Raw genomic sequence first — 25,420 nt, 5'->3', positions numbered from 1 at the left:
TAGGTCATTCGGACGCGGGATGGAGCAGCCTGGTAGCTCGTCGGGCTCATAACCCGAAGGTCGTCAGTTCAAATCTGGCTCCCGCAACCAATTCTCACTTATCTTCCCTTTGAAACTAATACTCATAATAATTTACTACCTTAGGTCGTCAGTTCGCTTACTCCAAAGAAAGTGGCTCCCGCAACCAATTATCGCTTATCTTCCCTTTGAAATTAATACTCGTAATAATTTACGACCTTAGGTCGTCAGTTCGCTCACTTCAAAGAAAGTGGCACCCGCAACCTATTCTCACTTATCTTCCCTTTAAAACTAATACTTGTAATAATTTACGACCTTAGCTCATCAGTTTGCTCTATTTAACTTGAGTAATCTATTCTTCACATTTCAATTCATCATCAAACCTTCCCTAAACTAATTTTAAAAATACAAATGCCCGTCCTAATTACGCTTTATCATTCGTATTTAATTATTTAACAGTTAATTTCTGCCGCTTATCACGCCTTTAGCCCCGTCTGTCAATCATAACTAGCATTTTATCTATCGGTACGGTTAAGTGCTTCAGTAGTAATTTAATGAGAAGTTAATAATGATAAGAAGAAAAACAGCGGCTTGCGTAACAGCCTCCATAGCTCTTGCGATCTTTCTAAATGGCTGTAATACCGAAGGAGCTGCAGAAGGACTAGTACCTACAACACAAACCATCGCTCCTGAAGACATTTGGTGGAAAGTACCATTTCCTGATTTAGAGACATCTGATGGAGACCCTGATTTAACGTTAGTTGGTCAAAACATAGAAATCTTGAATATTAATGAAGACTATATTGAAAAAGGCGCTGTAGGTATTGACGAAAAAGACGGAGATATTAGCCATCTAATAAAGATAGAACATAATATCGATACCAATAGCATTGGTGACTATATCGTTAGGTATACATTAACTGATAGCGATGGTAATCATGCTGTCGAAATAAACAGAATTGTCAGAGTTTACAATGAAAAACCAGAGTCTTTAAGCCATAGACCTATTTTATCAACTCAAGCTAATTTTGGATATTTAGAACACCTTCCAGCTGATTATGGGTTAGACCCAGATAAAAAATACCCTTTACTCATTTATAACCACGGTAATGGTGTAAATACTGAGCGAACAGGTACTGACCCAATAAACGCACTTAACTATGTCGCAGACAACGGTGGCCCGCCTACTTTAATGCAAAATGGCCAATGGGATGAGACATTACCATTTATCGTTTTAACTCCGCATTTTGGCTTCATCGATGGTTACGATAACGTTTTTCGCTTCAACGTCTTCGTAGAATATGCGTTGCATACCTATAACGTTGATACGAGTAGAGTTTACTTTGCAGGATGGAGTCAGGGTGGTTTAGCAAGTTACGATTACACTACCAAACATGCTGACAAAGTAGCGGCTGTTGTCTCAGTTTCAGGTGGCTATCCATATGGAAACACCATACCGAGAGAATTCTGTGATATTGAAAATACACCAATATGGTTATTTCATGGTACTTCTGATGAAGTAATCGCTCATGGTAGAAGCGTTTCTGGATACAATAAAATCATTGATAATTGTCAACCAACCACTTTACCTAAGCTTACTTTAGTAGAAGGCGCAGATCACAATCTACATGATAGTATTTTCAGCTTATCAGGGTTAGCGGGTGGCAGTTCAAATTATCAATTTGACAGTCGATATGATGAATATTCTCCAAGTGTTTATCAATGGTTGTTAAGCCACAGTAAAACTCAGGACTAATACTAAAGTATTTGTAATGCTTTTTACTAAACAACGTAAAATCGAGCTGAATTATAGTAACTAAACACTCTATTAATCAGCTCTATACGCTAACGTTTTATTGAAAGTCCTTTAGAATTAATTATCTTAGTTCTCAACCAAACATTAGCCGGATCTTTGTCAACATTGCTATGCCAATAAACATGAACATCTAATGGAGGTAATTCAATTGGCAAAGTTGCGATACCAATTGGTAACAACTCACGATACATTTTTGCCGAGTTCTCAGGCAAGGTTAATAACATATCGTTATCTGCAATGACTCGACAAGCTGACAGTAAATGTTGGCATCTTAGCCCTACTTTACGTTGAATTCCCAACCGACCTAATTCAAAGTCTTCTAGACTTGGCCCAGAAGTGCGTGCTGACGCTATTACATGGGTTTGGCTTAAGTACCTTTGCAAATCTAACTTTCCGGTAAATATTGGATGGTTTTCTCTGGCTACGACTACTAAACGGTCTTTAGTCAATTGCTGATGTTTAACATTACTACTTACTGGTAATAGTATATCAATCGCTAAATCTATATCACCACTTGCTAACTTATTCTCCAGTTCACTTCTTCGAACGCGCTTAGAAGTAAAATTCATATTAGGAGATTCAGCCATTAATTGATCAGCGAAAAAAGGTAAGTAAGACGCTTCTAGTGAACTATGCATAGAAACCGTACAATATTTTCGTGAAGTTGCAGGTTCAAATTTTTGTGATTGATATAAGCTAGTATGTAGTTGATGCAAGGCTTCACGAATATCACCAATAACGTTTTTTGCCAAAGCCGTAGGTTTCATCTGATTGCCTTGGCGAATAAACAACCTATCTTCAAATTGGTCCCGTAATTTAGCCAAAGAATGACTGACAGCAGGTTGAGATAAATTCAAAGCCGATGCAGCTTTACTAATATTGCCTTCACAATAGATAGCCTCAAATACTATAAATAAATTGAGATCCATTTTCATTTTGATATTCCTAGATGTTCACTCACCTTTTATTCATATCACGAATAATTTGCGATTACTAATATTCATTTGTCTTATTAAGATAAGGTTCATAACATAGATAAAAACAAAAATATTAATGAGTTTTATGGCAGCCCTTTATTTAGTTAGACATGGACAGGCCTCTTTTGGAGAGCCCGAATACGATCAACTAACACAAAAAGGCCGCCAACAAGGTGTAATGCTAGGGCAAAGTTGGCAAACATTGCCAAGACCAGAAAAAATTTATACTGGATTATTAAGGCGACATACCCAAACATTCCAGGCATTTAATGAGCAAGTAAAACTGAATTCTGCTGTCAATGTGTTAAAAGGATTAAACGAGTTTGATCACAATGACATTTTGATCAGTGCACAGCCTCACTGGCAAAACCAGCAAGATGTCATTAATTATTTTGCCAAATTGCCCTCTCCAAAAGAAGCTTTAAATAAAGCATTTAACCAAGCTTTGGCAACATGGGTAGATAAGCAACACAGTCAGCATTATCAAGAAAATTGGTCTACGTTTAAAAGCCGATGTATTTCAGCATTCAATAGAATTATTGAAGATAGAGAAATTGAAGAACAGCAAATTATTGCCTTTACGTCAGGTGGTGTAATCGCCGTGATTATCCAGCACCTTCTACAATTAAGTGATCAGCAATGTCTAAACGTTATGCAACAACTACGCAATACAGGGGTTACTAAAATACTATTTTCAGTTGATCGAATCTCTTTAGATTATTTCAACAACTACCGCCACTTAGAACAAGTAGGTGCGAGTTGGTCGACATATAGATAGGAAGTATTAACGATGAATAAAAACTTATTTGATTTAACAGGTAAAATTGCCTTAGTTACAGGCGCCAGTCGTGGCATAGGTGAACATATAGCCAAAACTTTAGCTGCTTATGGTGCTCACGTTATTGTTTCAAGTCGAAAAATTGATGGTTGTCAGGCGGTTGTAAACCAAATTTTAGAAGCTGGTGGAAGTGCAGAAGCTATCGCGTGTCACATAGGTGATATGGAGCAAATAGGTACGTTATTTAATAGCATTACAGCCAAACACAAAAAGCTCGATATTTTAATTAATAATGCAGCGGCTAATCCATATTTTGGTCATATTTTGGAAACAGACCTAGCTGCATACGATAAAACTGTCGATGTGAATATTCGTGGCTATTTCTTTATGTCGACAAAAGCAGCAAACATTATGAAAGAAAATGGCGGGGGCACTGTTGTTAATGTCGCTTCTGTAAACGGCGTTATTCCTGGAGACTTACAAGGGATTTATTCAATTACTAAAGCTGCCGTTATTTCAATGACTAAGGCGTTCGCCAAAGAATGTGCGCAATTTAATATTCGGGTCAACGCCTTACTTCCTGGTGCTACAGATACTAAATTTGCTTCTGCGCTTGTTAAAAACCCAAAAATATTAGCACAAGCCATGGCACATGTACCGATGAAGCGAGTAGCAGAGCCCGATGAAATGGCTGGTACAGTACTCTATTTAGTATCTAATGCCGCGAGTTATACAACAGGTGCTGCAATTAATGTAGATGGCGGATATCTACTAGGCTAAAGCTATTACAAAGTAAGGAGCAAACAATGGATTTTGAATATTCTGAAAAAGTGAACGGCCTCATTAGCCAAGTTAAAAGATTTATGGAAATACATGTTTTTCCAAATGAAAATGCGATGCAGGCACAAATTGCCGAAAACCCATGGTCGACACCACCTCTCTTAGATGAGTTAAAAGCTCTGGCAAAGCAACAAGGTTTATGGAACCTCTTTATGCCTGCGAGTTATGGGGAGTTTAGTGGTGGTCTCACTAATCTTGAGTACGCTCCTTTAGCTGAAGAAATGGGTAAAGTTCATTGGGCACCTGAAGTATTTAACTGTGCTGCTCCTGACACTGGTAATATGGAAGTTTTAGCAAAATATGGCAACAAAGTTCAGCAGGAAAAGTGGTTAAAACCATTGTTAGCTGGCGAAATTCGCTCAGCATTTGCAATGACAGAACCAGAAGTTGCTTCAAGTGATGCTACCAACATTGAGACCCTAATCGAAAAAGACGGCGATGAATATGTAATTAATGGTAGAAAATTTTACATTAGTGGTGCCTGTCGTGCCCAATGTGAAATTTTAATTGTAATGGGCAAAACTGACCCTACCAACGAAAATCGCCACATCCAACAATCGCAAATTTTAGTGCCAACCAATACCCCTGGTGTAAACATCGTCCGTCCAATGCATGTATTTGGTTATTCCGATGCGCCAGAAGGTCATGCAGAAATAATTTTTGACAATGTAAGAGTGCCAGCAAGCAATATTATTGCTGGTGAAGGACGTGGATTTGAAATAGCTCAAGGACGTTTAGGTCCTGGTCGAATACACCATTGCATGCGCTCTATTGGTGCTGCACAAAGAGCGCTCGACATGATGTGCAAACGAGTTAATGAACGAGAAGTATTTGGCGCACCAATGATCAAGAATCAATCGGTAAGAGAAGATATAGCCCTTTCTGCATGTCAAATTGAACAAGCACGCTTAATGACTCTTAAAGCCGCGCAAAAAATGGATACTGTTGGTAACAAAGAAGCCAAAGACTTAATTGCGATGATCAAGATTGTCGCCCCCAATATGGCTTTAGATGTACTCGACAGAGCGATTCAAATTCATGGAGCACTAGGCGTATCACAAGATACTTTCTTAGCACATATGTATGCAGGATTAAGAACGTTACGTTTGGCCGATGGCCCTGATCAAGTGCATATGATGCAGTTAGGAAGAAACTTAGCAAGGCAGTTTCAATAGTGATGACAAATGCAGACATTATTGAAAAGTCAGACATATTAAGAGAATACCTTGTTAACTATATCCCTGACTTTTCAAGCTCAATTTCTTTAGAGAAATTTGATGGTGGCCAATCTAACCCTACGTATAAAGTAACATGCGGTGAAAAATCTTTCGTGCTACGTAAACAACCTCCCGGGAAGTTACTTAAATCGGCTCATGCGGTAGATCGAGAGTTTAAAGTTTTAGAAGCGCTTTACCATTCCAATGTACCTGTTGCCAAGCCTTATCACTTATGCACCGATACTAATATAATTGGTGAAATGTTTTACTTAATGGAATATTGCGACGGTGATATTTATTGGGATGCAGCGTTAAAAACTATTTCTAGCAATGATCAGCGTACAGCGATGTACGACAACATGAATCAGGCACTAGCAAATATTCACCGAGTCGATGTAAACAAAGTGGGTCTTAGTGACTACGGAAAGCCGGGAAATTATTTTCAACGACAACTTAATCGGTGGATAGAACAATACAAAGCGAGCGAATTAAAACCAATTCCAGAAATGGATACCCTCTATCAATGGCTTGAAAAAAATCAACCGAATGATGATGGTCAAATAGCCTTAGTACACGGCGACTACAGACTAGACAACTTAATTTTCAAAAAAGGAACGAGTGAGATACAGGCGGTACTTGATTGGGAATTATCGACATTAGGCCACCCCTATTCAGACTTAGCCTATCAATGTATGCAACTTAGATTACCTGAAGGAATGGGTAAAATAGATGGTTTAGGAAACAAAAATCGCCATCAATTCGGTATTCCTACGGAACGAGAATATGTCAGCCAATATTGTCAAAGAATGAATATTGAACGAATCGACAACTGGTCATTTTATTTGGCATTCAGTTTCTTCAGGTTGGCGGCGATATGCCAAGGTGTAGCCAAGCGTGCTACTCAAGGCAATGCATCAAATAAAAATGCAGCTCAAGTGGGTAGCTTTGTTAAGCCACTTGCCCAAATGGCGCATCACGCCATAAACGAATAACGACAAAAATAAGATTGAGAATAAAGGAAGGTACCATGGATTCAATGTTAAATTTTCAAGATAAAGTCGCACTAATCACTGGTGCTTCTCAAGGTTTAGGTAAATTACTTGCCATTGAATTAGCAAAAAGAGGGGCAAAGCTTGTGCTAGGCGACATAAAGTCAGAGGCATTGGCAGATGTTACCGAAACACTAAAAGCCGATGGTTATCCCGTAATAAGCCTTGCTGGAGATGTATCTAGCAGCGAATATTGTCAATCATTAACCAGCGCTGCTGTTGAAAATTATGGTCGATTAGATATCTCAGTTAATAACGCAGGTGTAGCTCCAGCGTTTTCTCCTCTTCATTTAACTGATGAAGCCACCATGGATAAACAATTTGCCGTAAACGTCAAAGGTGTTCAATTTGGAATGAAAAGCCAGATAGAACAGATGTTAACGCAAGGCGGGGGCGTCATTTTAAATGTCAGCTCAATGGCTGGTCTTGGTGGTGCTCCAACAATTTCTTCCTATGCTGCGGCCAAACACGCAGTTGTTGGTTTAACCAAGTCCGGTGCCCTTGAATACGCTGCAGCAAATATTCGTATCAATGCTATTTGTCCATTTTTTACTTTAACCAATATGGTTACAGACGTATCTGATGACGAGGGAAGAAAAACACTGGCTCGTCGTACACCAATGAAACGTTTAGCAGATCCTAAAGAAATTGTAGCGGCAATGTTACTAATACTATCTCCAGCAAATACCTACATGAACGGTCAATGTATCGCTATCGACGGCGGCGTTTCCGCGGGCTAAATAAGCAAGGACTTAACTAATGACTGCACCTATGATTAACGCGCGTGATATTGATTTTTTGTTGTATGAACTATTCGACAGTGAATCATTATGTAACCGTCAACGTTACCAAGACCACGACAGAACGACGTTTAATGAAGTTATCAATACTGCTAAGCAAATAGCAGACAAACACTTTCTTCCTATCCGTAATAAGTTAGATAATCAACAACCTACGTTTGATGGCAAAAAAGTACACCTTATTAAAGAATTAAAGCCGGCACTCGATGCACTACAAGAATCAGGCATCCCTTCAGCAACGGCCGACTATGAATTTAACGGTATGCAATTACCACCAATTATTGCCAATGTTGCCGGTGCCTATTTAACTATTGCAGGAGGAACTGCGCTTGGTTACAGCATGCTAACCACCGCTAATGCAAATTTACTGCAAGCCCATGGAAGTAAAGAGCTCATCGAAAAGTGGGTGAAACCACTAAGAGAGGGACGTTACGCAGGAACTATGGCAATGACCGAGCCAGGTGCGGGTTCAGGACTTGCAGACCTAACCACAACAGCAATTAAGTCAGAAGACGACAGCTACAAAATTACTGGCAACAAGATATTTATTTCTGGTGGTGACCATGACTTAAATGAAAATATCGTTCATTTAGTGCTAGCTCGAATTAAGGGCGCGCCTAAAGGAACAAAAGGTATTTCGCTGTTTGTCGTACCTAAATTCTTAGTGAGTGACGATGGCAGTATTGGTAAGCAAAATGATGTCGCACTAGCTGGTTTATTTCACAAAATGGGCGGACGAGCTCAAACCTCTACTGCATTAAGTTTCGGAGAAAAAGGTGGCGCAGTAGGCTATTTAGTCGGAGAAGAAAATAAAGGGCTTCAATACATGTTTCACATGATGAATGAAGCTAGGGTGATGGTTGGCTCTGGTGCTGCGGCAATTGCCGTAGGCGGTTTTCAGTATTCGCTAGACTATGCCAATAACCGCCCACAAGGACGATTACCTTCTTGTAAAGACCCTCATTCTCCAATGGTTAATATCATTGAGCACGCCGATATCAAACGAATGCTCCTTGCACAAAAGGCCTATGCTGAAGGTGCTTTAGCATTAGTACTTTTAGGTAGTCAGCTATCAGATGATGAAAAAACAGCGGAAACTGACGAAGCTAAAGCACACGCTCATACCCTACTCGATTTTCTTACACCAATTATTAAAACTTGGCCATCAGAATACGGGCCAAAAGCCAACGACTTTGCTATTCAGGTTTTGGGGGGGCACGGATATATCAATGAACACCCAGTAGAAATGTTCTACCGAGATAATCGTTTAAACCCAATACATGAAGGTACTACCTGCATTCAGTCGCTAGATCTTTTAGCACGAAAAGTACCGATGAATAACATGCTAGGGTATAAAGCCATACTTGCCGAATTTACAAAAACCATTGCCGCAGGTAACGCAGAACCGTCATTGGCAGCATATGCAAATCAATTAGCGGAAGCATTAACTACACTAAATAAAACTACCGATTTTTTATTGAAAGCTATGGGTACTGAAAACATCGACTTAGTATTGGCTAACTCAGTGCAATACCTGTCAATGTTTGGCCATATAGTTATCAGCTGGATTTGGCTAAAACAAGCTGTTATTGCTAGCGCTGCGTTAAAAGAAGAACTTCATATTAATGAACAGCAGTTTTATCGTGGCAAACTGCAAGCCATGCAATATTTCTATCGATACGAACTTCCTCAGATTAATCATTGGTCTTTGTTATTAACAACACTCGATGATACGACTTATCAAATGAATACTGACTGGTTCTAGCTCTCTAAATTAAAACTAAACATAACAAAACAGCCAAAGGAAATTCTAATGCCAACAATTATAAATAAAACGCAATTAGCAGACTACATCGGCTTTGAAGCGCAGCCCACGGCTTGGCACCAAGTTACTCAAGAACAAATAAATCAATTCGCCGATTGCACGCTTGATCATCAATTTATTCATGTTGATCCAGAAAAAGCGGCCGCCACACCTTTTGGCTCAACAATAGCTCATGGTTTTCTAACGTTGTCGATGCTGTCTCATTTTGCTGAAAGCTTTACCTTAGTGATTGATGGCTTTTATATGGGCATTAACTCTGGATTCGATAAAGTTCGTTTTTTAAGCCCCGTAAAAGTCGGTAGCAATATTCGCGTACATGCCAAAGTAGTTAGCATTGATGAAACTAAGCCCAATCAATTTCGCGTTAAAACAGAAGTTTCTGTCGAAATTGAAGGTGTTGATACTCCTGCGTTAGTTGCAGAGTGGATTGGCGTCCAGTTAGTAAAATAATCGAATTAACCTAAAAGGAGAAATAACAATGACCATCAGTTTCGAGGGTAAAATCGCAATAGTTACTGGCGCAGGAAATGGTTTAGGTAAGTCTCATGCTTTAGCGCTAGCTAAACGTGGAGCAAAAGTTGTTGTCAACGATTTAGGAGGTGCTAGAGATGGTAGCGGTCAATCTTCTGCGGCATCAGAAGAAGTGGTTAACGAAATAGTCGCCGCAGGCGGTGACGCATTTAGCCATGGTGCCAATGTAGCTGACTTTGAGCAAGTCCAAGATATGGTCAAACAAACCATGGAAAAATGGGGACGTGTCGACATCCTAATAAATAATGCCGGTATCTTACGAGATAAATCTTTTGCCAAAATGTCGCTCGATGACTTTAAGTTAGTCATGGATGTTCATCTAATGGGTTCAGTAAATTGTACCAAAGCCGTTTGGGATATAATGCGCGAGCAAAATTACGGTCGTATTGTAATGACAACTTCTTCTAGTGGCATGTACGGTAATTTTGGACAAAGCAATTACGGCGCCGCAAAAATGGCAGTACTTGGTTTAATGAATACTTTAGTGTTGGAAGGAGCCAAAAATGACATTCGTATAAATGCCCTTGCACCTACTGCTGGCACGCGTATGACCGAAGACTTAATGCCAGAAAATATTGCAGAAATGTTAGCACCAGAATACGTAACACCTGGTTTATTAACCCTATGTGATGACGAAGCGCCAAATCGTACAATTTTATCGGCTGGCGCCGGTGGTTACGCTACCGCATCAATTTTTGAAACTGATGGTATTTTTCTAACTCCTGATCAACAAACCCCCGAAGCTATTCGCGCCAATTGGTCTGATGCGACAAAACAAGATAAGCAACAAGCGTTAGCCTCAGGCGTTAAACAGTCTGAAAAGTTCTTAGCCAAAGCGATGGCTGCTATGAAAGGCGCTTAATAGCTTCCTTCTAATTACAATAAAAATTGAGAAAGGACACATGTTATGACTAGAGAAGCGGTAATCGTATCAGTCGCTAGAACTCCCATTGGAAAAGCATATCGCGGTGCATTTAATGACTTAACCTCTCCTTCCCTTGCTGCGTTAGCAATTAATGCAGCGTTAAAGAAAATCAATATCAATGACGAAGAAGTTGATGACTGCATTATGGGCGCGGCTATACAACAAGGTAGCCAAGGGATGAATTTTGGTCGGCAAGCGGCAATAGCTGCTGGCCTTCCTGTTTCTGTCGCTGGCATGACAATAGATAGGCAATGTGCATCAGGATTAATGGCTATTGCAAGTGGTGCTAGCCAAATTGTTTGTGATGGCTCTAACGTAATTGTAGCTGGTGGCTGTGAGTCTATTTCTTTGGTGCAAAATGAAAAAATGAATATGCACAAAGCGGTTGATAAGCAAGTTAAGGAAAATGCCCCAGCGATTTATATGCCGATGTTGGATACCGCAGAAATAGTGGCAAACCGTTATAACATTTCTCGTCAACAACAAGATGAATACGCATTACTTTCACAACAGCGAACCGCAAAAGCCCAACAAGCAGGTTTATTTGATGATGAAATTGTTCCTGTTACTGCCACTAAATTAGTCCAAGATAAAGAAACTGGCGATATTTCAAAACAAGAAGTAACGCTAACTAAAGATGAAGGTAATCGCCCTGATACTAATATCGAAGGTTTAAGCTCAGTTAGAACTGTAAAAGAAGACGGCACAATTACCGGGGGTAATGCCTCTCAGCTTTCAGACGGCGCAGCTGCAGTAGTGTTAATGGAAAAGGCAGTAGCAGCAGAAAAAGGTTTAGCGCCTTTAGGAAAATATCTTGGAATAGCGGTTGCCGGTTGTGAACCAGATGAAATGGGGATAGGTCCAATTTATGCTATTCCAAAACTATTAGCCCGCCATAATTTAACCATTGAAGACATTGGTTTATGGGAGTTAAACGAAGCGTTCGCGGTACAAGTTCTCTATTGTGCAAATTATTTAAATATCCCAATGGACAAGCTAAACGTAAATGGCGGTGCTATTTCTATCGGTCACCCCTATGGAATGAGTGGCGCTCGTTTAGTCATGCATGCCTTATTAGAAGGAAAGCGTCGAGGTGTAAAATATGTAGTTATTACCATGTGTATTGGTGGCGGACAAGGCGCAGCTGGTTTATTTGAAGTTTTATAAAAAGCTTTAAGTTGTACAAATTTTAGCTAATATAGACACTGTCAACATCAATAAGAAGCTATCGATAAATAGCCGATTAATAACAACAAAAATTACAACTACCGGATAAACGAGGAGATTAATCATGGAAAAAGTGTGGTTAGAAAAAAGTTACCCACCTGGTGTACCTTATGAAATAGATCCCGATAAATTTTCATCATTAGTGGAAATGTTTGAAACTTATACGAAACAATATGCAGGCAATACGTCATTCATTAACATGGGAGCTAGCATTACCTATCAGCAGCTTGCTGATCAGGCACAAGCATTTGCTGCATTTTTACAAAAAGAATGGGGCTTTAAGCCAGGCGATAAGTTCGCCATCATGATGCCTAATGTACTTCAGTACCCTGTAGCACTGTTCGGCGCTTTATTGGCTGGCTTAACTGTCGTTAACGTTAACCCACTATATACAGCACGCGAGTTAGAGCACCTGTTAATAGACTCTGACGCAAAAGGCATTCTAATCATTGAAAACTTCGCACATACACTTGCCTCTATTAAAAATAAAACAAACGTTGAACATGTAATAGTTACGGGGCTTGGTGATCGATTGGGTGGCGTAAAAGGCTTAATGGTAAATACTGTCGTTAAGCATATTAAAAAGATGGTACCTAAATATCATATAGAGCATGCAGTTAAATTTAATCAGGTTATCGCTAAAGGTGCGACATTACCTTTTAACAACGTTGAAATAACGCCAGAAGATTTAGCGTTTTTACAATATACCGGAGGAACAACAGGACCATCTAAAGGTGTAATGCTTACTCACCGCAATATGATAGCAAACTTAGAACAATCTAAAGCGATGACTAACCCTGTTTTCGAAGCAAATGAAGAGATCATGGTAACCGCCCTGCCGCTCTATCATATCTTTGCGTTAAACTCGAATTGCCTATGTTTTATCGCTTATGGTGGTAAAAACGTATTGATCACTAATCCTCGTGACATGCCAGGGTTTGTTAAAGAACTCGGAAAATATCGATTCACTGCAATTACAGGTGTGAATACGCTATTTAACGGCTTAGTTCATACACCTGGCTTTGAGAAATTAGACTTTTCAGGTCTTAAAGTATCTCTTGGCGGTGGCATGGCTGTTCAACGACCTGTTGCCGAGAAATGGGAAAAAATTACCGGTATTCGACTACTCGAAGGCTATGGCTTAACTGAATGTTGTCCAATGGTCACTATTAGCCCTTATGATCAAAAAGAATTTAACGGCTCAATAGGTTTACCTGCGGCATCTACAGAAATTCGTTTAGTTAACGATGACGGTAAAGACGTTGGTTTAAACGAACCTGGGGAGCTTTGGGTTAAGGGCCCTCAAGTAATGAAAGGTTATTTGAATCGTCCAGATGCCACAGCAGAAACTATTGAAGATGGTTGGTTAAAAACTGGCGATATAGCGACAATGGATGAAGACGGTTATTTTCGCATCGTTGATCGCAAAAAAGACATGATCATTGTCTCTGGTTTTAATGTCTATCCAAATGAAATTGAAGAAGTCATGGCAATGCATTCTGGTGTACTAGAGGCTGCAGCGATAGGTATTGCATGCGAGGCAACGGGTGAAAAAATTCGCGTATATATAGTGAAAAGCGATAGCGCATTAACACAAGACCAAGTCTTATCGCATGCCCGAGAAAATCTGACTAAATACAAAGTACCAAAAGAAATTGTTTTTATAGACGAGATGCCTAAATCAAATGTTGGTAAAATACTTCGAAAAGAGTTGCGAGCATTAGCAGCTGAAAAGGTTGCGGCTTAAGCCGCTCCTTTACTTACTTCAAGGAATATACAATAACAAATGATAGAAATTTACGCTGGAAATACCGCGCTTACAACTATAAAGGAGCAAGGGTTTTCTCAAGAGCTATTTAATGCCTTTTTAGGCGCTAGTGGTGGGCCTAAGTGGTTTACTTTATTCGGCTTAGATAAATACCTATTTGGTGAGTTTTTTCAAGGTAGAACTAACGAACTTAATATAATTGGCTCTAGTGCTGGTGCTTTTCGTGCTGCATGCTTTGGGCAAGCAGATCCTGTTGCAGCAATTTCACGATTAGCCGATCTTTATTCACACACTGAATATTCATCAAATAAACCTACACCAGCAGAAATAACCGAATCTGGTCGCATTTTACTAAGCAATGTTTTAACAAAACATGGTACCAATGAAATTATTAACAACCCTATCCGTAAAGCGCATTTAGTAGTAGCTAAATGTAATGGATTAGTTGCTAGTGAAAATGTTTTATTGCAAGGCTCAGGGCTTGTATCAAGTTTTATAAGAAACAAAATTGATAGAAAGTTGATACGAAGCCAATATGAACGTTTTATATTTCAACCACAAAGTAGCAATCTAGCGATTAGTGATCCTGATGACTTTAAAACTACGACCTGTTATCTATTAGAGAGTAATTTAGAAAAAGCATTGCTTGCTTCCGGTTCAATTCCAATGGTCATGCAGGGTATAAAGGATATAGGCAGCTGTCCAAAAGGGATGTATCGAGATGGCGGCATAATCGACTACCACTTTGACTTAAAGATTCATAATCCTGGCTTAACCCTATACCCACACTTTAGCCATACCTTAAAAGCCGGGTGGTTTGACAAAAATTTAAATCGCAATGTCCGTGCTGAAAATTATGACAATACAGTAGTTATATGCCCTTCCGCACAATTTGTAAAAAGCCTGCCGTATCAAAAAATTCCTGACAGAACGGACTTTTCAGAAATTGAATCAAAAGAACGAATCAAGAATTGGCAAAACGTATTAACACAAAGTAGCCAACTAGCAGATAGCTTGCACGAATTTATTGAGCAACAAAATCTCGATAACATTAAGCCGATGAAAGCACTTATCGGCAATTAAACCAAAAATCTACTGGCTTTATTAACTAAATTAACAGCCATAATAAAGGATAATAAAAACATGAAATCACTACTAAAAATGACATTAGTGTCGTTATGTGCGTTAAGTTTAAATGTTCATGCATCGAACCCTAGTAAAGCATTAGCCGTCGATGAAGACTCCTTTAGCTGTATTAATGATATGCAGCCAGTTAGAGGATTTTTTGTCGATAATTTAGATAAAAGTAAACTCGACAGCACAATTACCGTAGCCAAAGCAGGTAAAGGTGAGTATCCAGCAGGGTCAGTAGTTCAACTTGTGCCTACTGAAGTTATGGTAAAGCACCCAAAAGGCACCAGCCCTGTGACTAATGATTGGGAATTTTTTGAGTTAGCTGTATCTCCTGAGGGAAGTAAATTTACAGCGCGTGGCTACGATAATGTTATCAATAAGTTTGGCGGCAACTGCTTAGATTGTCATAAAAAAGCCAAACCACAATTTGATCTTATTTGTGAAACCGGTCACGGTTGTGATCCAATTCCAATTACCAAAGAAATGATCGCTGTTATTCAAAAAACTGACCCTAGATGTAAAGCACCAGTTAATTTGAATGACAAAGAAATGTTAATACTGAAACAACTACAACAAATGCTAAAACCACAGTAAGAACCACTGACTATAGTCTATTTAGTTATGTGCTAATTTAGGCAGACAGTTATAACTATCAAGCTGTCTGTCACTTACAACTCATTCAATCTTTATTAGGTAACTCCTATGAACTGGTTAACGCTATCAGATAAACAAGTTATGGATTTGGTTACGCCAATAATGGATAACCTTATGGATGCTTCGACAGAAATAGATCATAAGAGGCATGTGCGAGATTTTAGTAAAAAGATGAAAAGCATTGTCACTAAACAAGCGTTAGAAAGTCAGTGCAAAGCTTATCAAGCCACATTGGGGTTTTTCTGTAAACGGGAATTAATTGGCATTGTTAAAAAGAAAACTGACGTCAGAGTGTTTTGGAAGCAATGGTATTCAAAATCAGACGATGAATTTCTTGCATTTATTCATGTCATTCAAGGTGATAATAAGCTAGAAGTTATAAACACGTCGGTATCCTAACCATAGCTATACGTGTAGTTCTTGCGACTGACTCGCTAACCCAAAACTGTTAAGTATGCGTGTAAGTCTGTTTAAAAGTTACAAATTAAAACTTCGTAATCTGCCCTTTTATATAGTGGACGCATCATTTTGAAACAGCTTCGCCTTTTCATCAAGTTATCGCACATCATCTACTCAACTTAATTGGATAGCTTACCCCCAAAAAATAAACGTAGTTAGTTTGAAAATTTACGCTTAACAAGACAACTTATTACACCTGCAAGACACACACTTTTATTTCGCTTACATTCCGTTTTTCCGAATTTAATTTTCTATAGAACCCACCAAACAAATTATAAATAGCTCTTCGATAATTTTTTATAACAAATTTATTGACTTTTTTTTGAACGATCTTTACTTTATATATTGTATACAATATATGGTATGCGACATGTTAATAATAAAAAAAGATAAGGTTTGAGAACAATGAAAGGAACAAAAAGAGCAAGTTCACTTGCCAAACTCTCGCCAAAAAAATCGTTAACTGCTTTAGCCATTGGTGCTGCACTCGCTGTATGTACACCTCAAGCTATTGCTGCTGATGCTTTTAACGGACAAGTCAAAGGTGTGATTGTTGATAGTCAAAACAACGCACTTTCAGGTACAAAAATTACCCTTGTCCACAAAGAGAAAAACATTACACGTACAATTGTAACTAATGCTAACGGTGAATATGATGTTCGACGTTTACCTATTGGCGAATATCGAGTAACCATTGAAAAGCCAGGTTACGAAGGCTATGAAGAAAGCAATCTGCTTGTAAAACTTGGTAGCCCAATCGTATTTAATGGTCAAATAGTTCAAGCAGGTATCGATATTGAGCGTATCTCAGTAGTTGGCTCTTCATTTGCACAAATTGATTTAGCTTCTTCAACAGGTGGTATTGTTGTAACAGCCGGCGAATTGGAAAAGCTACCTGTAAATTCTGGTTTTGAATCTATCGCATTACTCGCACCTGGTGTTACGTCAAATGATGAATTTGATGCTGCCAGTTTTGGTGGTGGCTCTTCAGCAGAAAACGCCTATTACTTAAACGGTATTAATATCACTTATGCTAAAACAGGCATTGGCTCTGTAAACCTTCCTTGGGAGGCAATAGCGCAAACAGAAATACTTACCGGTGGCGTTTCACCTGAGTTTGGTGGTGCATTAGGCGGTATCGTAAACGCGGTGTCTAAATCTGGTAGTAACGAATTTAAATTTGGTGCATATGGTCGTATAGATCCGGAATCAACTCGTGAACACCATGATGATTTATTTGGTACCGACGGCCAAGTTTTTAATATCACAGAAGATGACGAATCTACGTTTACTCGAGCATCAATCTGGGCAAGCGGCCCAATAATTGAAGATAAATTATTCTTCTATGCTGTTTATGCACCACAAAAGAATGACTATGATGCTGCAAAATCAAGCGTTATAGATCAAGGCGAAAGTACGTCAGATCGCTATTTTGCCAATGTCGACTGGTATATAACAGACGAACATTCTATCGGATTTACAGCTATCGGCTTTACCAATGAAGACGAAGGTAACAGTTATTCTTATGACTATGAAACAGGCGAAGTCGGCAATACACCAAGTCGTTACCGTGTAAAAACGGGTGGCGATATTTTTGGCGCCAAATACACGGGTATTTTAACAGACGATTTATCATTAGAAATTGTTGCTGGCCGCACAGTCGATGAAATATTCAACTCTGCTACAAGTACGGATCCACGAGTCTGGTCAAAGTTATCAGGTACATGGGTACATGTTTCTTCAGAGTCTACAGCTACTGTTACTGACGGCGAGTTTACTCGTGATCAATTCCGCGCCGATTTAAACTGGACTTGGGAAGATCACGATTTTAAATTTGGCTTTGACTATGTAAATATTGATGTAGATTACGCTGCAAGCCCTAACGGTGTTAGTGGCCGTGAAGGTTGGTGGGATGTGTATTATGCAGGTTCAAGCGACCGTTCTGGTTTACCTGAAGGTACGCCCGTTGTAAAACAGCGTATTCGTACCGACTTTACTGACTCAGAAGTCGAATCAACAGCATTTTATATACAAGATACTTGGCAAGTAACCGACGACCTAGTACTAAATTTAGGTCTTCGCTACTCGGAAATGCACAACACCGTATCAGACGGTCGTAAATATGTAGATGTCGATGGTCAATGGGCACCACGTGTACAAGCAATTTATGATATCGATGGTGAAGGCACATCGAAAGTGTTCTTTACCTATGGTCGGTATTACCAACCAGTTTCTGCCAACATGAATATCACCCAAGGTGGTGCTCGTCGAGACGTACATTACTATTACCACGTCGGTGAAACAGATAGCAATGGCGAAATTGTCTTAACGCCAGACGGCTCACCTTCTACAGGCGCATTAGTAACACCTGATGGTGTGGTAATTCAACCAGGTATTAGTGAACCTTCATTGATTGCTAGCGATAATATTGAATCAATGTATTCAGATGAATTCACACTAGGTTACGAACGTGAATTAGAAAACAACATGGTATTTGGTATTCGAGGCATTTATCGTGATTTAGGTCGTTCAATAGAAGATACAGATTACGGTCCTGTAATTAATAAGTACTTCGAAGCAAACGGCATTGATGCTGATGCTTCTTGGACATATGTATTAGCGAACCCAGGAAGAACATTAGACATCACTTATGACTTTAATGGTGATGGCACACCAGAGCATGTTGTAATTCCAGGCTCAGAAATAGGGTTGCCTAAACCAGAGCGTCAATATGGCGCAATTGAAACCACATTAAGAGGTGATTTAGGTGAAAAATTCCACTTCAATGCTTCTTATACTTGGTCTCACAGCTGGGGTAATACAGAAGGTTTAGTTCGTAGTGACAATGGCCAAGCGGATCCGGGTTGGACGACATCTTACGACTATGCAGAGCTAATGGATCATTCAAACGGTAATCTACCAAATGACCGCCGCCACTCAATTAAGCTCAATGGTTATTACGATATTACTGATGATTTAGCATTAGGTTTTAACGCTCGCATCAACTCAGGCATGCCAATTAACAAGTTCGGTTATCACCCAGATAGTGTTGATAGCTGTGAAGCTGGCTCTCCTTGGGAAGATTGTTGGGGACAAGGTTACGGTCATGTATCTTTCTATGATGAAAATGGTGATCCTGCACCTCGCGGTAGCAGTGGCGAAACTGATTGGCTATATGAGTTAGATATGAACTTAACTTATAACACGCAAATTGGTGGTGGCGATTTAATGCTTAAAGCTACTATTTACAACGTATTTAATTCGGATACGCAAACGAACGTTGAACAAACCCGCACACAATGGGGTGACACTGGTTTAATTGCCAATCCGAACTGGGGCGACACCAGCGGAAGGTTAGGCGCCCGTTTTATGAGCTTTGAAGCTAGATATAGCTTCTAATCCATAGTAATCACTATGTATTAGGCTTTAAATAACTTCTTGCTTATATTTTCTCCCAAAGGACTAATTGCCCACCTTTTTTAGGTGGGCTTTTTTATTAAATTAGTTAGCTCTCGTTTAACAGCACAATAAGACCTTGGTCTGCATTACATTGCCCTGTTAATAATTGCAGGTAGGTAGATTCAAGATTCCCTATGCCTTGCACTGGTGATATTTCAATATGGTGACGAATAAAGTCAATATAGCTATTCAACGACTGTGCTATTGAGCCCATTAACTTATCACCACCCCACTCTTGGCTTCGTTTTTCAATTTGATGAGGAGCAAAAAACATAACAGGCTCAGGCCCTGCAAGTTTAACGTTCGTAAATAACTCATTTATATGGGTAGCACCAACACGAGATGAAAACTTCAGGTTTTGATCAAAGTGTTGATGAACATCTGTCAATACTTTTTCCGATCCTGCCATATCAACTGATACTGAAGGAATGCTGTTATCAAGTTGAGCGATTTGATCATAACTAATGACCTGTTGATAAAGCCCAAGCGATTCTACAAAAGCAACCCGTGAATTCGACGTTATGCCTATACACGGTATATGGCCCCGCTGTTTAGCTGCAAAAGCTAAAGCAATACTGGTTTTACTTGATGCACTAGTAATTAAATACTGGCTTGCACCAAAGTATTCATTATCAAACATAAAATCATCAATTAACCAGGACGTGGTATACAACCCTTTAATCAACATTTGATAGGCTTCTGTTTGTTCTTGATAAAACGGATTGTTAGCTATTCGTTCAAACCGTGAATAAACCGGAGACAAACCTTTACGATGTGCACTTACGTCACTAAAACCAAATGGCGACGTTTTACCTGCGTCAATAACCAAGTAATTAGCCATAGGGAAAAATCCCCAAACACGTTCGCCTATTTTTATTTTTTCATGATTTGACGATACAACTTCTGCAAATCCCATTACAGGAAGTCTTCCCCAACCTTGCTCGGCAGGAAAAAATCGCCAATAGCCAAGCATGTCACCAGTAATACCATAGGTAATGTTATTGGCCGTTAACGCAAATTTATCCACTTTCAATAACACTTGGCCATCGTTCAATGTCGATGGAACGTCTTCACTAATCAGCCTAGTCTTCGATAAGTCTGACTGTAGTACTTCGAAAATTTGATTCTGCATATTCTTTTCTCTGTAAAAATTTACTTAGGTAAAATAAATTGTGAAATAGCTTGGTTTATTTCGTCACTACATTCGTGAGTTAACCAATGACTGGCTTTTGGAAATCGTTTTAAGGTTAATTGAGACACGTATCGCGCTAATTGATTTAAATTTTCGATAACAAACGCTTGATCTTTTTCCCCCCATAACACCAGCGTAGGTATATTAATAATGATCCGAGGTATTTTCATTTTATCAATTGCAGTTACGGGCCCAATATGGCTGTTAGACTCTGCATTATTTGGCGCCAGTTGCGGCATGGCCCGGTAATAGTTCAACATACCTTTGACTACACCCGGCTTTTGCCAAAGCTCAATGTAACTTTGTATAAGTTCATCAGTAACAAATGAGGACCTCATAGTGGCAAATATTTTATTTTGTAGATAAAGGCAATTATTAGCTAACAATTCCTGTTCTGCACCGTGAGCAATTAATTGATGGATATAACCACTTTTCTCGCGCTGTTCACTGCTATTTATCATTTCACGTGTAAAAGTGCTTGGGTGTGCAGCATTAATAATGACAAGTTTTTCTATTAAAGCGGAATGAAATGCCGCTAAAGGCCAAGCGATTGCACCACCCCAATCATGAGCAACTAATATGATTTTTCTATTTGGTGATATTTGACGAATAAACTCGGCAAAAAAATCGATTAAGTTAGGAACTTCATAAAAACTAAGTGCTTCTGGCTTATCGCTTAAATTATAACCTGGTAAATCTGGAGCAATAACATGATGTGATTGTGCGAAATACGATAACTGATTTCGCCAAGTCCCCCAGTATTCAGGAAAGCCATGTAAAAATACAAATGTAGAATTATCTATTGCTATATTACCTTGCTCAACATAGTGAATATTGCATCCCGCTATATCGATATACTTGCTTTTCAAACCCGTTGAGTCGGATAGCAAGTTAACTGTTGATTCCACATTAGCCATAAAACGTTACGGCATCGCTTAATTGTATTCGTTCTGTTCTTGTTTGATTTACTGGCGCATCAAGCTTTGGATAACCAAAAGACATTCCAAATAAAATGCCTCGTTCTTCAGGTAATCCGAGCACTTCACGAACTGGATCAGGAAACTGACCTAACGCGCCTTGCATACAATTGCTGATTCCATGCTCTGCAAGCACTAACGATAACGTTTGAGCATAAATCCCCAAATCCACTGCCCCCATAATGTCTAAATACTTATCCATAGTAAAAAATGCGGCATGTGGTGCATCAAAAAACTGCCAATTTCTAAGCATCGCCATATGGCGACCTTTTTTATCTTCACGGGAAACTCCAATTGCCGAATACAGCGCATTAGCGGATCCAAATTGGCGTTCACGATGCTGACCTTGATATTGGGGCGCCCAATTAAAATCAGGGTTAGGTTTTGCGCCTCCCATCAATAGCCCGATAAATTTGTCTTGCAAAACTTGTTTAGTATTTCCCGATACAACACAAACTTGCCATGGTTGTACATTACAATTAGACGGCGCTAATTGCGCATTAGTAAATATTTCATCCAGCAGACTTTGCTCGATAGGCCGTTGTTCAAAAGAGCGCACTGAATAACGTTTGTTTAGAATCTCACTTACAGACATATCTTTCTCTCTAATAAAAATGCCCTAAATTAGGGCATTTAAAATAAATACGGTTTTAGAAGCTTAGCGGTGAAAGAAGCTGGGGTTTTCCTTTACTTACCATGCCTCTAAAACCATAACTTTAACCGCTAAAAGCGTTTTTTCACCGTAATACCGTATGTTACAGGTTCCGTTACATAGGCATTCAACTTACCGCTCTGAAGCGGTGTATTAAAGTTAGTACGGTTTATATACTCTTCATCTAATACATTGCGTCCCCATAGGATCACATCCATATCTAAATTTTCAATGCTCATGTAAAAACGTGCATTTAGCACATTATATGAATCTTGGACTGCATATGGGTCATTACTACCATCTAAGATCATCTCACCTGTATAGGAGTAATCTAGCTGGATATATGAGTAAATAGACTCTGATAAATTGAAATCTTGCTTAACACTTAGTGTTGCAGAGTCTTCTGGTTCACCTGACGGACGATCACCTGAGCGGTTACAATAAGGGTTAGGGTTAGCTGGATCTGCGCTTTCCTGTCCTGGATCTATTATACCGGTATGCCAAGTATAAGCATTCCAACAATTTCCTCGCTCGAAACTGTCATATTCAGCATTAACTAGAGCATAAGTTAAGTTGATTTCCATACCGTCGATCGGTAACCACGTCGCTTCAAGTTCAAAACCTGAAATTTTATAGTCACCAGCGTTCTGTAAATTAAAGCCATTGCCGGTAAAGGTATTCGCTTGAAAATCATCTACTGTTGTGTGGTGGGCAGCAAAGTTTATGCGAAGATCCTGATCTACAAAGTCTTTCTTAAAACCAAACTCAAATGATTGAGACGTTTCTGCATCAAATAATGGATTAAAGCCAGCAGTAATTCTGTCAGTGTTAGTACCGCCAGATTTATAACCTGTACCATAAGATATGTACATCATCGTATCTTCATCATACATATAGCTAAGTTTAACTGTGCCTGTTACTTGCTCATCATCAAGTGTTTCATTTATATCAGGTCTGTCTGAAGTAGTCGCACCAAGCGATTTAAATCCCCATCCTGGTGTTTGAAAAGGCGCAATAGCTTGAAGAAAAGCCGGATCAAATGGACTCATCAAACCTTGACCAACTGCCCCTAGCATAGTACCAGCTACAGTTGCACTATAGAGTAAAGTACCAGGCACTATCGTTGACGGGTTACTTGGGTCACCTATCGACGAAAAATCTGTCGGAAACTCTGTTCCACCGGCCATATTTTCATAGAATTTAGTACTTAAGTCTTTAGATTCGTCGGTATAACGTAAGCCTGCCGTTAAGGTTAAAGCGTCGGTAAGTTTATAATCAAATTGACCAAAGATCGCATAGCTTTCATGCTCTTGCTCGGCAATATGATCAAATCCAGTTCCTGCAGGAGCACCTTCTGCTGAAGGTGCAATTGCTCCCCCCGTTAATGCGCTAATAGCGTCTATTCCGCCTAACAATGGATCTAACGCGCCACTAAAATTAGACATATAGAATGGATTGAACAATGTATCTGTATATAAGCTGTAATCTAGATCTAAATCTTGTGAAAAGTAGTAAAGTCCAACAATTGCATTTAGGTTTTCGCTGGTATAATCAAGCCTAATTTCTTGTGAGAAAGAGCTTTGTTCAGAATCATTCGAAGTGCCAAATAAGTCTGCATCAGTAAAGTCTGAATCAATATTGTCGTAAGATTCAAAATTACGATAGGCCGAGATAAAAACCAAAGAATAGTTATCATCAATATCCCAGTTAATTTCAGCCGACAGGCCTTTATCAGTCATTGAAGATTCTGGCAAGAAAGATACCGCTATTTCTCTATCGTAAAAAGCATCACCACCTGGAAATACGGTACCACCTAACGAAGGAAGAACAGCATCACTACCAAACTTATTTGGAATTTCAGTCGCTTGAAAATTACTTAGCTGTACCGGTGCACCACAACATATTTCATCGATTTCGGAATGATCAGCAATAAGGCGAATTGATAAGTCATCACTTGGTGTATAAAGCGCTTGTAATCTAGCTCCCCACCGGTCTCTATCGTTGACAACATCATCACCTAAGTTCACATCACTAATAATACCATCTCTTTCACTACCAAAAGCTGTCAAACGAAACGCTAACACATCATCGATTGCTGAGAGTGAAGCTGCACCGGCATAGTTCACTAAGCCGTAATTGCCTGCTGTAATTTCGATAAAGCCATCATTACCGTCATGACTAGGCTTTACCGTGCGTAATAATATAGCTCCAGAAGGCGTGTTCTTACCGAACAGAGTACCTTGTGGGCCCCTCAACACTTCAACAGCTTCAACATCAACCAAATTATTTATCATTGAGTTTTGACGAGCTCGATAGACTCCGTCAACATATAAACCTACTGACGACTCTAAGCCGAAATTTTGAGAAGAAGTACCAACCCCACGTATTGAAAAGCTTGAATTTGTAGCACTCTGGCTTTGAAATGCACCAAGTGCAGGTACATTACTTTGCAGATCGTACATATCTTTAATAACAGCTTCAGACATTTGGTCGCCTGAAATTGCTGATACAGCAACAGGTACTTCTTGTAAGTTTTGTACTCTCTTTTGAGCAACAACTGTTATGTGTTCTAAATTTGACTCACCATCTTTTAAAGCTGGGTCTTCAGCTAGAGCTGAAAAACCTACAAGGCTCATAGATGCTGTTAATGCTATCACTATCTTATTGCGCTGGAATTTACTGCCTGAATTCATTCGCTTCTCCCCAAAAGCATCTAGCGATTTGCTAGTTATAATTATTATTTTTCGTTTGATTTTAAAATTACTGATTGTTCAGCTTTTTGTTTTTGATATTTATCAATTATTAATTTGTTGACGAGCAGAGATTAAGTCAACAACTCTTATAGAGTGCTAACTCTATTAAGTAACGCAAATAGCAACACCGAAAGTATTCGTATAAAAATCCACCTGAATTTAAAAGGATTACAGGATGATTAGAGTAAAAACACAGAACCACATAAACTGTATTTATATTTATTATTCACAATATTTATTATTCGTAAAATGAATAGAGTTGTGTCAGAAAAAGTAATAAAAACGGGAAAAAGGTCAGATAGGCACCGAAAAAAGACAAATATTATCGTTCTATTAACAAAAGCTATGATTAAAACGAATAGCTTTTGT

Annotated in this window: 20 protein-coding genes and 1 tRNA gene; 16 read left to right on the top strand and 5 right to left on the bottom strand. The window is 39.2% G+C overall.

Features of this window, described 5'->3' with window-relative positions; all coding sequences use genetic code 11:
* Positions 1 to 13: 13 nt before the first annotated feature.
* Both HII17_RS08620 and HII17_RS08615 read left to right on the top strand, forming a co-directional pair.
* Positions 14 to 90 (top strand) — tRNA-Met (locus tag HII17_RS08620).
* Between the two features lie 496 nt (positions 91 to 586).
* On the top strand, positions 587 to 1,774 hold the full coding sequence (locus HII17_RS08615; protein ID WP_169074919.1) for an immunoglobulin-like domain-containing protein: 1,188 nt from the start codon (positions 587 to 589) through the stop codon (positions 1,772 to 1,774).
* An 89-nt stretch (positions 1,775 to 1,863) separates the two neighbouring features.
* Here the strand turns inward: HII17_RS08615 and HII17_RS08610 are convergent, their stop codons facing one another.
* Positions 1,864 to 2,769, bottom strand: a complete 906-nt coding sequence (locus HII17_RS08610) for a LysR family transcriptional regulator (protein ID WP_169074918.1) — start codon at positions 2,767 to 2,769, stop codon at positions 1,864 to 1,866.
* A 127-nt stretch (positions 2,770 to 2,896) separates the two neighbouring features.
* Here HII17_RS08610 and HII17_RS08605 point away from each other — a divergent pair, with 127 nt between their 5' ends.
* The 14 genes from HII17_RS08605 to HII17_RS08540 all read left to right on the top strand — a co-directional run bounded on the left by HII17_RS08605 (position 2,897) and on the right by HII17_RS08540 (position 19,417).
* A complete protein-coding gene (locus tag HII17_RS08605) occupies positions 2,897 to 3,589 on the top strand; it encodes a histidine phosphatase family protein (protein WP_169074917.1) in 693 nt (230 codons plus the stop codon).
* 12 nt (positions 3,590 to 3,601) lie between these two features.
* Positions 3,602 to 4,369: an SDR family oxidoreductase gene (locus HII17_RS08600; protein WP_169074916.1), complete on the top strand. Its 768-nt coding sequence runs from the start codon at positions 3,602 to 3,604 to the stop codon at positions 4,367 to 4,369.
* Positions 4,370 to 4,395: 26 nt separating this feature from the next.
* Positions 4,396 to 5,604: an acyl-CoA dehydrogenase family protein gene (locus HII17_RS08595; protein ID WP_169074915.1), complete on the top strand. Its 1,209-nt coding sequence runs from the start codon at positions 4,396 to 4,398 to the stop codon at positions 5,602 to 5,604.
* Between the two features lie 2 nt (positions 5,605 to 5,606).
* On the top strand, positions 5,607 to 6,638 hold the full coding sequence (locus HII17_RS08590; RefSeq protein ID WP_169074973.1) for a phosphotransferase family protein: 1,032 nt from the start codon (positions 5,607 to 5,609) through the stop codon (positions 6,636 to 6,638).
* 35 nt (positions 6,639 to 6,673) lie between these two features.
* Positions 6,674 to 7,435 (top strand): SDR family NAD(P)-dependent oxidoreductase, encoded by a 762-nt coding sequence (locus tag HII17_RS08585; protein WP_169074914.1) that lies wholly within the window; start codon positions 6,674 to 6,676, stop codon positions 7,433 to 7,435.
* Between the two features lie 19 nt (positions 7,436 to 7,454).
* Positions 7,455 to 9,260, top strand: coding sequence for an acyl-CoA dehydrogenase (locus HII17_RS08580; protein WP_169074913.1), 1,806 nt, complete (start codon positions 7,455 to 7,457; stop codon positions 9,258 to 9,260).
* A gap of 48 nt (positions 9,261 to 9,308) precedes the next feature.
* On the top strand, positions 9,309 to 9,770 hold the full coding sequence (locus HII17_RS08575; protein WP_169074912.1) for a MaoC family dehydratase: 462 nt from the start codon (positions 9,309 to 9,311) through the stop codon (positions 9,768 to 9,770).
* A gap of 28 nt (positions 9,771 to 9,798) precedes the next feature.
* Positions 9,799 to 10,713 carry an SDR family NAD(P)-dependent oxidoreductase gene (locus HII17_RS08570; RefSeq protein ID WP_169074911.1) on the top strand — a complete coding sequence of 305 codons (915 nt, stop codon included), beginning with the start codon at positions 9,799 to 9,801 and terminating at the stop codon, positions 10,711 to 10,713.
* Positions 10,714 to 10,758: 45 nt separating this feature from the next.
* The gene (locus tag HII17_RS08565) at positions 10,759 to 11,943 is read left to right on the top strand and encodes an acetyl-CoA C-acyltransferase (protein WP_169074910.1); all 1,185 of its coding nucleotides are present in this window, start codon (positions 10,759 to 10,761) and stop codon (positions 11,941 to 11,943) included.
* Between the two features lie 124 nt (positions 11,944 to 12,067).
* Positions 12,068 to 13,750 (top strand): AMP-binding protein, encoded by a 1,683-nt coding sequence (locus HII17_RS08560; RefSeq protein WP_169074909.1) that lies wholly within the window; start codon positions 12,068 to 12,070, stop codon positions 13,748 to 13,750.
* Between the two features lie 39 nt (positions 13,751 to 13,789).
* Complete coding sequence (locus HII17_RS08555) at positions 13,790 to 14,854, top strand: patatin-like phospholipase domain-containing protein (protein ID WP_169074908.1); 1,065 nt, start codon at positions 13,790 to 13,792, stop codon at positions 14,852 to 14,854.
* A 60-nt stretch (positions 14,855 to 14,914) separates the two neighbouring features.
* Complete coding sequence (locus HII17_RS08550; RefSeq protein WP_211185289.1) at positions 14,915 to 15,499, top strand: hypothetical protein; 585 nt, start codon at positions 14,915 to 14,917, stop codon at positions 15,497 to 15,499.
* A gap of 108 nt (positions 15,500 to 15,607) precedes the next feature.
* On the top strand, positions 15,608 to 15,958 hold the full coding sequence (locus tag HII17_RS08545; protein ID WP_211185288.1) for a hypothetical protein: 351 nt from the start codon (positions 15,608 to 15,610) through the stop codon (positions 15,956 to 15,958).
* A gap of 465 nt (positions 15,959 to 16,423) precedes the next feature.
* On the top strand, positions 16,424 to 19,417 hold the full coding sequence (locus HII17_RS08540) for a TonB-dependent receptor (protein ID WP_169074907.1): 2,994 nt from the start codon (positions 16,424 to 16,426) through the stop codon (positions 19,415 to 19,417).
* A gap of 106 nt (positions 19,418 to 19,523) precedes the next feature.
* On the opposite strand, the gene HII17_RS08535 is transcribed toward HII17_RS08540, so the two are convergent.
* The 4 genes from HII17_RS08535 to HII17_RS08520 all read right to left on the bottom strand — a co-directional run bounded on the left by HII17_RS08535 (position 19,524) and on the right by HII17_RS08520 (position 24,991).
* Complete coding sequence (locus HII17_RS08535) at positions 19,524 to 20,609, bottom strand: DUF2855 family protein (protein WP_169074906.1); 1,086 nt, start codon at positions 20,607 to 20,609, stop codon at positions 19,524 to 19,526.
* A 20-nt stretch (positions 20,610 to 20,629) separates the two neighbouring features.
* Positions 20,630 to 21,586 (bottom strand): alpha/beta fold hydrolase, encoded by a 957-nt coding sequence (locus tag HII17_RS08530; protein ID WP_235938678.1) that lies wholly within the window; start codon positions 21,584 to 21,586, stop codon positions 20,630 to 20,632.
* Entirely contained in the window at positions 21,579 to 22,241 is a 663-nt protein-coding gene (locus tag HII17_RS08525) for a nitroreductase (RefSeq protein ID WP_169074905.1), read from the bottom strand. The genes HII17_RS08530 and HII17_RS08525 overlap by 8 nt, the downstream gene beginning before the upstream one ends.
* A gap of 128 nt (positions 22,242 to 22,369) precedes the next feature.
* Positions 22,370 to 24,991 carry a TonB-dependent receptor gene (locus HII17_RS08520; RefSeq protein ID WP_169074904.1) on the bottom strand — a complete coding sequence of 874 codons (2,622 nt, stop codon included), beginning with the start codon at positions 24,989 to 24,991 and terminating at the stop codon, positions 22,370 to 22,372.
* Positions 24,992 to 25,420 lie beyond the last annotated feature (429 nt).

The organism is Thalassotalea algicola (assembly GCF_012932965.1).
GTDB classification, from domain to species: Bacteria; Pseudomonadota; Gammaproteobacteria; order Enterobacterales; family Alteromonadaceae; genus Thalassotalea_F; species Thalassotalea_F algicola.
Note: the sequence above shows the minus strand (reverse complement) of the source record. Positions and strands in the feature narration are given on the sequence as shown.